This window comes from Bacillus sp. LR--39, assembly GCF_053613335.1.
Genome location: NZ_JBSIOT010000139.1, coordinates 1 through 1,469, shown reverse-complemented (window position 1 = coordinate 1,469; position 1,469 = coordinate 1). Strand labels below are relative to the sequence as shown.

Genomic DNA, 1,469 nt, shown 5'->3' with positions numbered 1-1,469 from the left:
TCCCCTTCCACGATATCTTTACATACGTGATAGAGTTCAGCATAGTTGATCGTTTGCTCAAGGTCGTCTGTTTGTCCGGCTTTGCTTAAATCCAGCTCAGCGGTTAAATCGACTTTAAACCGCTGGCCAAGTTTGTTTTCTTCTTTGAACACACCGTGATATCCGTAAAACTCCATACCTTCTACATAAACTTTATCCATGGTGCACCCCTCCCTTATTCAGCATCGCGTCCATCATTTTCGCCATTCTGGCAATTTGCTTTACATCATGGACCCTGACAATGTCACAGCCTTTTTGAATGCCGAGACACACAGTCGCGCCTGTGCCCTCAGCCCGCTCCTCAGGCGGAAGATCCAGAACACGTCCGATGAATCTTTTTCGGGAGGTTGCCAGAAGAACCGGATACCCCAGCCCGCTGAAAATCTCTAGTTTGTTCATCACTGCCAAGTTATCGTGATAGGTTTTCGCGAAACCGATACCGGGATCAAGAATAATGTTCTTCTCGTCTACTCCGGCCTCAACAGCAATTTTTACACTCTCCATTAAGTCCGACAGCATATCCGGCAATAAGTCATTGTAGTTTCTTTCAGGGCGGTTATGCATGAGTACAATTGGAACATTATGTTCAGCTGCAACGGAAGCCATCTTCGGATCATGTTTGGCTCCCCAAATATCATTGATAATGGATGCACCGGCTTTCACTGCTTCATCTGCGACAGAAGCCTTGTACGTGTCTACAGAAATAGGAACACCAAGCTCTTTCGTAATCCGCTCAATCACCGGAATGACTCTGGACATCTCCTCATCCTCAGATACGCACTCAGCGCCAGGCCTTGTCGATTCCCCTCCGATATCAATGATATGGGCACCATCATCGATCATCTCTTTCGCGTGCAGCAGCGCCTTGTCCAAGCTGTCATATTTTCCGCCGTCCGAGAAAGAGTCAGGCGTTACGTTTAAAATTCCCATCACCAGCGTCTTCTCTTTATATGATAAAGCGCTGGGCTTAGTGTGGATTACTTGTGTTTGATCTATTGTGTGCTGCGCCATGCTCTTCCTCCCTTTTCATACATCATGTTCTTTATTTCTTTTTTGTATAACAATTGAAGAGCGGAGGTTGCTTCTCCGCTTTGGCTTCCATAGTTTACTTCTTCTATTTTAGTAAACGGGATGATTTCAAGAACCGAGTTCGTCATCCACGCTTCGTCAGCTGTCAAGAGAGCTTCTAGCTCATATCGGCCCGTTTTGAGCTCCAGGCCGATATTCTTTGCATTTTCTATGATAAAACGTCTCGTGACGCCGTCCAGAATACCGGTATCAAGCGATGGCGTATAGATACAGCGACCTTTTCTCCAGAAGACATTAGATATGATACCCTCTGCAACAGCTCCATCCTCCGTTAAGAAAATTCCCTCGACACGCGGATCATTTCCAATTTCCCGTTTCGCATACATATTATTTAGATAATG

At 45.8% G+C, this 1,469-nt stretch carries 3 protein-coding genes; all 3 read right to left on the bottom strand.

The window, feature by feature from the left end; all coding sequences use genetic code 11:
- Positions 1 to 200 (bottom strand): dihydroneopterin aldolase (gene folB, locus ACWHAR_RS21155; RefSeq protein WP_452087729.1); only part of this gene is annotated, 200 nt, incomplete at its 3' end.
- The gene (gene folP / locus ACWHAR_RS21150) at positions 193 to 1,050 is read right to left on the bottom strand and encodes a dihydropteroate synthase (RefSeq protein ID WP_003242672.1); all 858 of its coding nucleotides are present in this window, start codon (positions 1,048 to 1,050) and stop codon (positions 193 to 195) included. The genes folP and folB, both read right to left, overlap by 8 nt.
- Positions 1,032 to 1,469 (bottom strand): aminotransferase class IV (locus ACWHAR_RS21145; RefSeq protein ID WP_452087728.1); only part of this gene is annotated, 438 nt, incomplete at its 5' end. The genes ACWHAR_RS21145 and folP, both read right to left, overlap by 19 nt.